Annotated in this window: 7 protein-coding genes; 3 read left to right on the forward strand and 4 right to left on the reverse strand. The window is 33.6% G+C overall.

The features are described 5' to 3' along the window. Positions 1–46: 46 nt before the first annotated feature. The 3 genes from CCPUN_RS04855 to CCPUN_RS03835 form a co-directional block, all read right to left on the reverse strand. Positions 47–169 carry a hypothetical protein gene (locus CCPUN_RS04855; protein WP_255414899.1) on the reverse strand — a complete coding sequence of 41 codons (123 nt, stop codon included), beginning with the start codon at positions 167–169 and terminating at the stop codon, positions 47–49. Between the two features lie 338 nt (positions 170–507). After that, a complete protein-coding gene (hslV, locus tag CCPUN_RS03830) occupies positions 508–1,086 on the reverse strand; it encodes an ATP-dependent protease subunit HslV (protein ID WP_133282260.1) in 579 nt (192 codons plus the stop codon). 30 nt (positions 1,087–1,116) lie between these two features. Further along, positions 1,117–2,379 carry a pyruvate dehydrogenase complex dihydrolipoamide acetyltransferase gene (locus CCPUN_RS03835; RefSeq protein WP_133282261.1) on the reverse strand — a complete coding sequence of 421 codons (1,263 nt, stop codon included), beginning with the start codon at positions 2,377–2,379 and terminating at the stop codon, positions 1,117–1,119. A 158-nt stretch (positions 2,380–2,537) separates the two neighbouring features. Between CCPUN_RS03835 and tilS the strand changes: the two genes are divergently transcribed. After that, positions 2,538–3,944 carry a tRNA lysidine(34) synthetase TilS gene (gene tilS, locus CCPUN_RS03840; protein WP_133282262.1) on the forward strand — a complete coding sequence of 469 codons (1,407 nt, stop codon included), beginning with the start codon at positions 2,538–2,540 and terminating at the stop codon, positions 3,942–3,944. Between the two features lie 26 nt (positions 3,945–3,970). Here tilS and priA read toward each other — a convergent pair whose 3' ends face one another. Beyond that, positions 3,971–6,421: a replication restart helicase PriA gene (gene priA, locus CCPUN_RS03845; protein WP_133282263.1), complete on the reverse strand. Its 2,451-nt coding sequence runs from the start codon at positions 6,419–6,421 to the stop codon at positions 3,971–3,973. 367 nt (positions 6,422–6,788) lie between these two features. Between priA and CCPUN_RS03850 the strand changes: the two genes are divergently transcribed. Next, positions 6,789–7,265 carry a hypothetical protein gene (locus CCPUN_RS03850; protein ID WP_133282264.1) on the forward strand — a complete coding sequence of 159 codons (477 nt, stop codon included), beginning with the start codon at positions 6,789–6,791 and terminating at the stop codon, positions 7,263–7,265. A gap of 230 nt (positions 7,266–7,495) precedes the next feature. Beyond that, positions 7,496–8,544 (forward strand): hypothetical protein (locus CCPUN_RS03855; protein ID WP_204594657.1); only part of this gene is annotated, 1,049 nt, incomplete at its 3' end.

The following is an 8,544-nucleotide window of genomic DNA, read 5'->3' on the forward strand; positions in this document are numbered from 1 at the left end:
GCAATCATGATAGTCATTGATAGCATAAATAAAGGTAACGCTTGGGCTAAGTAAAATCATATATTTGTACCACCACCAATACATCTTCTGCTGGTCTTTTATTTTCTAAGTCTTTTGGATCTTGATGCATACCATACTTATTTGTTTTACATAAAAATAAAGATAGCATAAGACACAGTAATACTGCATCAATATTTTTGTTTTTTTAAAATATTATTTTTAAACATTTGTTTTTTTAGCACTCGATATGTCTTAATGAGCTATCTAGGCAGTAATAAAGAAGACCACATCAATGATACCTGTAAGCAGGTATCACTATCTCCTATAAAGACAGATCCCGTTATATATTTTTAGTTATAATACAACTGTACAAGAAGATAAAGGATTGTATCGTTAACACTGTTTAGTGATTTTTTATTCCTAGCAAAATCTTGTTGTTTTTAAACCAAAAATTTCAATTTTAACTTTGAAAACCAATGTTATAAACCATTATAAACAACACCTTATTTACTCATGCTCTTCATCTAAAGATTCAAAGATAAGATTGTGGTTTGTATAGATACAGATATCAGCTGCAATGGTCAAACTTTCTTTAGCAATTTCCATGGCACTCAAATGGGGTGCATGTTTTATCAACGCCATAGCAGCAGATTGTGCATACATGCTACCCGATCCAATAGCTGCTACATTAAACTCTGGTTCTAAAACATCACCGGATCCAGATATAACCAATAAAGTTTCCTTATTAGCTACTATTAACATGGCTTCTAATCTTCTGAGTACACGATCAGTACGCCACTCTTTAACGAGCTCAATAGCAGATCGCTTTATATTTCCCCCATAATTCTTCAATTTTTCTTCAAAACGATCTAATAAAGTAAAAGCATCTGAGGTAGATCCAGCAAAACCGACTAAAACTTTGTTATCAAGTTTTAGTAACTTTTTAACATTATTTTTAGCAACAGTAGTACCTAAAGTAGCTTGTCCATCTGCACCAATTACAACTTTACCATTATGTAATACAGCCAATACAGTAGTTGACTTAAGTTGAGGTATGTTACCAGTATTGTTATTATCAAAATTCATATTCCAAAACTATTTAAAATCTTGTAAAAATTAAAGTAAGAGGCTAAGTGGTTGTTCCATTAACGCTTTAAGTGTGGATAAAAACGATGCGCCTACTGCTCCATCTACCACACGATGATCACACGACAAAGTTACCTTCATAACATAGGCAACAACAATTTGATTATCCTTAACAATAGGCATTTGTTGCATTGCACCAACTGCCAGTATACAGGATGCTGGAGGATTAATAATAGAAGTAAAAGATTCTACACCTAACATGCCTAGATTTGAAATGGTAAAAGTAGCTCCTGTATAGTCCTGAGGAGTTAATTTTTTTTGATGTGCTTTTGTACTTAATATTTTTACTTCTGTACTAATTTCCGCCAGTGTTTTTTTATCAGCAAAACGAACTACAGGCACGATGAGGCCATCTTCAATAGCTACTGCTACGCCGATATGTACATGTTGGTAAAATCTAATTTTATCTTCAATCCATGCCGTATTGACCTGTGGGTGTTTCTTAAGTGTCAATGCTACAGCCCTGGTAACCAGGTCATTAATAGATATTTTTGTCTCTGAATGCATATTCAGCTCTGGACGTAAAGCAACTATCTTATCCATATTCATGGTCATGGTTAGATAAAAATGAGGCGCTGCTACCTTACTCTCTGTTAGCACTTTAGCCATTGTCTGACGCATAGAAGATAGTGACTGATCTTGATAAGCCTCTGAAAATGGATCAGCAAACTCAGAAGCTTCATTTAAGCGACTTGGGGCAAAATGCATTACGTCTTTTTTTATAACGCGACCAGCTTCCCCTGATCCCTGTATTTGTGTAATATCATATCCCTTTTCTTTCGCTATTTTTTTTGCCAGAGGAGATGCAAAAAGCCGTTCTGATGGTTGAGGTAATTCTTGAAATTGTTGGGGGTCTTGTGTAGTGGGTATGCTATCCGTTGTATATGTTACAACAGGAGGACTATTGTTGGATTTCTCTGAAACATCTATGGGAATAGATGGTGTATCTTCTGCCTTTGAAGCCTGTTGCGCAAGTAAAGCATTAATATCTTCACCAGGTGCTCCTATAATTGCAATAATATCATTAATGGGCACAGCTGCTTTATCTGGTACACCTATATAGAGCAATGTTCCATCTTCATATGCCTCTAACTCCATGGTAGCCTTATCTGTTTCTACTTCAGCAAGTATGTCACCTATGGCAACCGTATCCCCTACTTGCTTCAGCCAACGGCTAATAACACCATGTTGCATGGTATCGCTCATTTTAGGCATTTTAATTAGTTCTGCCATATGTTCTTAAAATATATAGTAATTTAAAGTACTTTATAAGTACGACCTTGAAACCCAGTATAGACAAACTAAATCATGGTATGCTACATTGCTCATATTTTTTACTTTTAAAGTAAATTTACATATAATTTTCTGAACTATATTGCTTATGAATCTTTATGCATTCTATTCGGAGCAAGAGTACCTATGAGATTGCTCTATTTTGTACAGATGGCTATCATGCTAACCCTAAATGTGAACCCATGTTAACACCTTTTTTATCATTTCTAAAACAACAGAATCTAATCATAGATACACGTAAAGAGACACTGCTGGCTGTAAGTGGCGGAGTAGATTCTGTAGTACTTTGTTATCTTTTTAAACAAGCTGGATTGCCTTTTGCTATAGCCCACTGCAATTTTAACTTACGGGGAATAGAATCTGATGAAGATACACAATTTGTGCATACATTATCACATCATTACAAAGTTGCCTGTTATAGTACTAGATTTCAGACTAAAGATTTTGCATCTGATAATGCTATTTCAACACAAATGGCTGCAAGAGATTTAAGGTATCGTTTTTTTTACAGCTTACTGGAAAAACATGGCCTGCACCAAATAGCTACTGCACACCATTGGGACGATTCTGTTGAAACAATATTACTAAACTTTATTAAGGGAACAGGTATTATGGGATTTTGTGGCATTCAGCCGATCAATGGTAAAATCATACGTCCTTTGCTTTTTGCTAGAAAAGAGGAGATCTTAAATTATGCCAAACAAGAAAATCTCTCTTGGAGAGAAGATAGTTCTAATAAGGATATTTATTATCAGAGAAATTTTATTAGAAACAAAATTATTCCACTTTTACATAGCATAAATCCAAATTTTGAAGAAACTACAAAGGATACATGTAAAAAACTAACAGATATCAATAAGCTTTTCCAAAGTCATATCCATACGTTAAAGCAAGAAATTTTATATTTCCATGATGATTTATGCTATGTAGCCATTGATAAAATCACCCATTTACCATGGGCAGCTACTGCGGTATTTGAAATATTACGTTCCTATGGATTTACATTTGAACAGATTAAAGATTTTATAGTTGAGCCTAAAAGTAGTGGTAAAGTTATTTATTCTAAAGATTATGAGCTATCAACAGATAGAAAACAATGGATAATAAGAACAAAAACACCATCTAATCAACTTGCAGTTAAACAAATTATTGTAGAAGGAACATTACAAGTACAGTATGGGAACCAAATATTATACTTTAATACATTTGAAAATCAAAAATATATTATAAAAAAAACGCCATATATTGCTGCATTAGATTATGACACATTACAATTTCCACTTATACTACGTCCATGGGAAGAGGGGGATGCTTTTTATCCCCTAGGCATGAAGGGACGTAAAAAGGTAAGCGATCTACTCATTGATCTTAAAATACCTATTGCCGTTAAAAAAAATGTACATATCTTAACTTCCAATAATGAAATTGTGTGGATTGTAGGGCTTAGAATAGATGAGCGGTTTAAGGTACGCAATACTACGAAAAGAGTACTAGAAATAAAATAACATACTGAAAAAATTAGTCCAGTATATTAAGCAGGATCTACATCAAATAGAATTTTTACATTTTTGTATTGTCCTTTACCGAATAGTTGTTTACAGATATTTTTAAGTAATTCTTTTTCTCTTTCTAAAAAAGCTATATTTTTGCTTGGTATTTTTATGAGTAAGTCCAATAAAAAAAACTTTCTAACTTTCCCAATTAATGGTTGTTGTGGGCCAAGAATAGTGGCATTCATTTTTTTTTCTAATGCCTTTTTAAGTTCAATAGCTCCTAATTTTAATATAGTTGGTTCCATACAGCTTAGGGTTAATCTAACTAACTTAACATAAGGAGGATAGTGAAATTTTTTTCTATCCGCCAATTCCGATGTATACATTCCTTGATAATCGTTATTAGCCAAATGGCGAAACAATATATGATCAGGTTGTCTAGTTTGTATAAATACACTACCCTGATGATTTCGTCTTCCTGCCCTCCCTGCAAGTTGTGTAATCAGCTGAAAGCATTTTTCGTTTGATCTAAAGTCAGGAAAAAAAAGCAATGCATCTATGTCTAATACACCAATGAGTCGAATATTGGCAAAATCCAGCCCCTTTGCAATCATTTGTGTGCCAACTAAGATATCGATTATTCCTGTGGATACTTGTTGTAAAATGGTCGTATAACTATTTTTTCCTTTTGTGGTATCTAAATCCATACGACCAATTTTTTGTTCTGGGAAAATAAGTTGCAAGGTTTCTTCTAGCTTTTCTGTGCCAAAGCCTACATTATGTAATCTTGAAGAATCACAATTAGGACAGGATAGTGAAGGAGTTATGGCATAGTCACAGTAGTGACAAAGTAGATGATTATTTCCTTGGTGATAGGTCAAGCTGACAGAACAGTTCAAACAATGAGGAATCCATCCACAGGACTCGCACAAACAATATCGAGCATAGCCTCTCCTATTTTGAAAAATCATGGTTTGCCCTTCTTCCTTAATATTTTTTTCAATATGGGAGAGCAGCGTCAAGGAAAAATCTTCTTGCATCGCTTTTCGCTTCTTTTCTATATTAAGATCCACAAAAAATAGATTGGGGCTAGCTGCTTGTCCAAATCTATGTGGTAATACTACCAGACCATATTTTCCAGATTGGGCATTGTAATAACTTTCTATAGAAGGGGTGCCAGAACCTAGTAAAACGTTTGCCCGATGTTGCTTCGCTAACACAATGCTACAGTCTCTTGCATGATAGGTGGGCGTATGGTTGCTATGTTTATAGGCACTATCATGTTCTTCATCAATAATAATTAGTTTTAAATTACTAAAGGGCAAAAAAAGTGCAGAACGTGCCCCAATAACAACCAATGATTGTTGACGAAGTACACGGGACCATATTGTAAATCTCTCTTTATGAGACTGTTTAGAATGATAAACAGCAATCCAATCTCCAAAAAATGGTTGTAACCGTTCTACTATATGGGTAGCTAGACTAATCTCTGGAAGTAAGAGTAAGATTTGTTTTTGTTGTTGCAATCCCTCATAAATAAGATGCATATATAGCACCGTTTTACCACTTCCTATAGCTCCATGCAGTAATACGACTGTTTTTTCAACAAATTGTTTTTGTATTGCAGTAAAGGCATCTTTTTGTGCTTTGGTTAAAGGAGATAATGGTTGTAAAAGAGCACTAAAGGTAGCTGTTTCCCTACTTTTTTTATACACTTGGGTTAAAATATTGTTTTTTAATAGTATAGCTAAAACAGCTTTTGAATATCCTAAATCTAAAAGTTCTTTTTTAGCAATGTATATTTGCTCCAATCCTTTAGACGTTTTAGACACAAAATAAGCGAGTAGCGCTTGTTGTTTGGGGGATCTTTTATATAACTTTTTAAGTTGTTTGTCCAACAATATAGGATACTCGGTAGCGGAAAATGTAATGTATGTTTCTTGCTTAAACGGTTGATCGATTTTAGCCATTGCAATGGCTTCTATAAGTTGGTTTGATAACAAGGATATTAATGCTTTACGTGCTTGTTTAGGGGGCAGTAACTTTATAACGTCTTTATAGTATAAAGTTTGATCTTGTAGTGCATTTAATATAAACTGTTCTGTTTCATCTTCACAAACTTGGGTAGTAGTAACCTGAAACAAAATATTTTTATGTTCATCCAAAACGTTTGGGAGTACAGCAGATATAGTTTCTCCAAGGCTAGATAAATAGTAGTTAGCAGTCCATTGTAGGAATGCTAGCTGCTGTGATGTGCATAGTGGTTCTTGATAGACTACTGCCAACAAATTTTTTATTGGATAATTCCTTAATTCATTATGCAATCTATACACTATTCCAAACAACAACTTGTTCGTTCCTAGTGAAACCAAAACACCACTGCCTACATGGATTTTATTCTGGTATTCGGTTGGAATGCAATAAGTTAAAGCATTAAGTGGAATGGGTAAAATGACATCTGCAAACTTTTCCAAAATGGGATATTTCAAATATATAGGGTAAGTCTATAAATCGTTATTTTAACACATCAGCAAACAGATATCTTTTGAGTAGGTTATATTTCTAGATAAATGGATCCTAATCCTCCTAATCGAGTAAATAAATAGAAAATAAATAATAAAAGCTACCTAGATAGATTCATTTAGACATATCATATTTACGCACGGTTACATGCTAACTTAACAAAAATTTTTTAATAAAACCAACATAACGGGGCCATACTATTAAGACCATATATAGGGTACCTGAGGAATTACATAATTGATAATTATAATTTGCTTTTTTGACAAAAAAGTTGTACTATCTACAATAGTTAGATTAAAATCAATAGTTCCACACTTTTAAATTCTAGTACCCATGATAGATAATATAAAAAAAATAGCAGGAGTAGCATTGTTATTGCCGCTAGCAGGGTGTGGTAGTGTTAAACATAATTATATGGGTAAAGGGGAGGATATTGCTCAAGAAGCCGAAAGTAATAAGGGCAGTACAGCGTGGGCATATAGTACATCTAAAGAGAGTTCCGGCGTAGGAAAATTTAAGGAAAATACATGGAAGTGTAATTTATTCATTTATGACATGTTAGAGGCTGCAGGCGTAAGTGCACCTAAAAACTACGATTCGAAGTGTAAATGTTATTGGCCAATTACAGCAGGAGATTGGACTGATTCTGTTTCTGGTTTTAAAAAAGTTTATTCTTTACAAAAAGGAGATATAGTATCAGATGGCTCTCATGTTGGTATAGCCGTTAGTGATACTCGTATTTTAGCCGCTAATAAAGATAATGTTGGTGGATATAGCCTAAGTGGTACTATACAACGATATGATGACTAAATATTGAAATATGTAAAGTACATATATTTTTTATTGCAATTAAAAATCAAATAATTCTTACGTTTCATTTAGAGAAATTTGTTCATGTATGTGGCTAAGGGGGAGTATGACTTTGAAGTGTAATAATTTCATTACTATGTAAAAGCATCTTGCAGAGTTTACATATATAAGTCACATACATGCGCAAATGCTGGCTACAATATCATGTATGAACATAAAATTCAATTAAGATGAATGTATACGCTATTATTTGCAGAATAATAAGAAAAATAAGCACAATGGGATATATTATAGCTTTTGTAAGTTTCCCAGCATATGCTGAAATGCATATGATGTATGATATTCAAGAAAATGCATTGGGATTTCCTTCTTGGACAGTGTATTTACATGGTCATCCAGGGTATAAAAATTACCAGATACCTAATAATATTATGCAAGATGGGTGTCATTGGGGAACATGGGTAACCTTTCCGCAAAAAGTAGAGGCGATACAAGCTGCTGTAGGAAGATATACTCATCCGATAGAATTATTTCGTTCCAAAGATTTTTTAGTTATACATAAGCACCATGGCTATTACTATGAAGCTATACTAGATTACTTAGTGGACAGTCGTTATACCTTAGAGCAAAAAAAGATATCTATATTTGCACTAACACAGTCCTATCAGTTATGTGAAGATGCTTATAGGCTATACAAAACAAATAAGATAAATGAGCATTTGCTAGATTTGATATTCTCTATTAAGATAAGCAATTTGATTGCTCAAAATCATGTAGGAAAGCCTTATGAAAATGTCCTAGCTGCACTGAAAAAGGCAGGAGTATATTCATTTTTAATACAAGTACATAAAGAATTAGATAAGACAACTAGGTTGTATAAAGAACTTACAGAACTTTTCAATAATATTTTCCCTAAAACATGGCATGTATATTTAATAAATGCAAATACATTATGCAACCAAAGTTATTGTGATGGAAATAGTGAGTTGCCTTACCATGCTATAATAGCTTATGCAGTAAGAGAGAAAGACGCCTGGGATTACTATCGCCTAGGTACGCCTATCCCCGTCAATATATTTCCTATACCATGGTTTTTGGTAATTTTAGAACATCCTGCTTTTTACTATCCTTTTCAATTTGGCCCTTATTCAGGTTTAAAAAACGGTGTGGATATATTACGTGATCCAGAATATAGTCCTGAAGAAAAGTCCATGGCTATTTTGGCTATGTCTCAACTAGACGCCACTAACTATGCCTTTATTATAGAAAATGCATGTGA

It is taken from the genome of Cardinium endosymbiont of Culicoides punctatus, from assembly GCF_004354815.1.
GTDB lineage: Bacteria > Bacteroidota > Bacteroidia > Cytophagales > Amoebophilaceae > Cardinium.

Excerpts from the sequence above, each read along its gene's own strand:
- CCPUN_RS04855 (WP_255414899.1), bottom strand. The coding sequence starts at position 169 with ATGCTATCTTTATTTTTATGTAAAACAAATAAGTATGGTATGCATCAA.
- hslV (WP_133282260.1), bottom strand. The coding sequence starts at position 1,086 with ATGAATTTTGATAATAACAATACTGGTAACATACCTCAACTTAAGTCA.
- CCPUN_RS03835 (WP_133282261.1), bottom strand. The coding sequence starts at position 2,379 with ATGGCAGAACTAATTAAAATGCCTAAAATGAGCGATACCATGCAACAT.
- tilS (WP_133282262.1), top strand. The coding sequence starts at position 2,538 with ATGCATTCTATTCGGAGCAAGAGTACCTATGAGATTGCTCTATTTTGT.
- CCPUN_RS03850 (WP_133282264.1), top strand. The coding sequence starts at position 6,789 with ATGATAGATAATATAAAAAAAATAGCAGGAGTAGCATTGTTATTGCCG.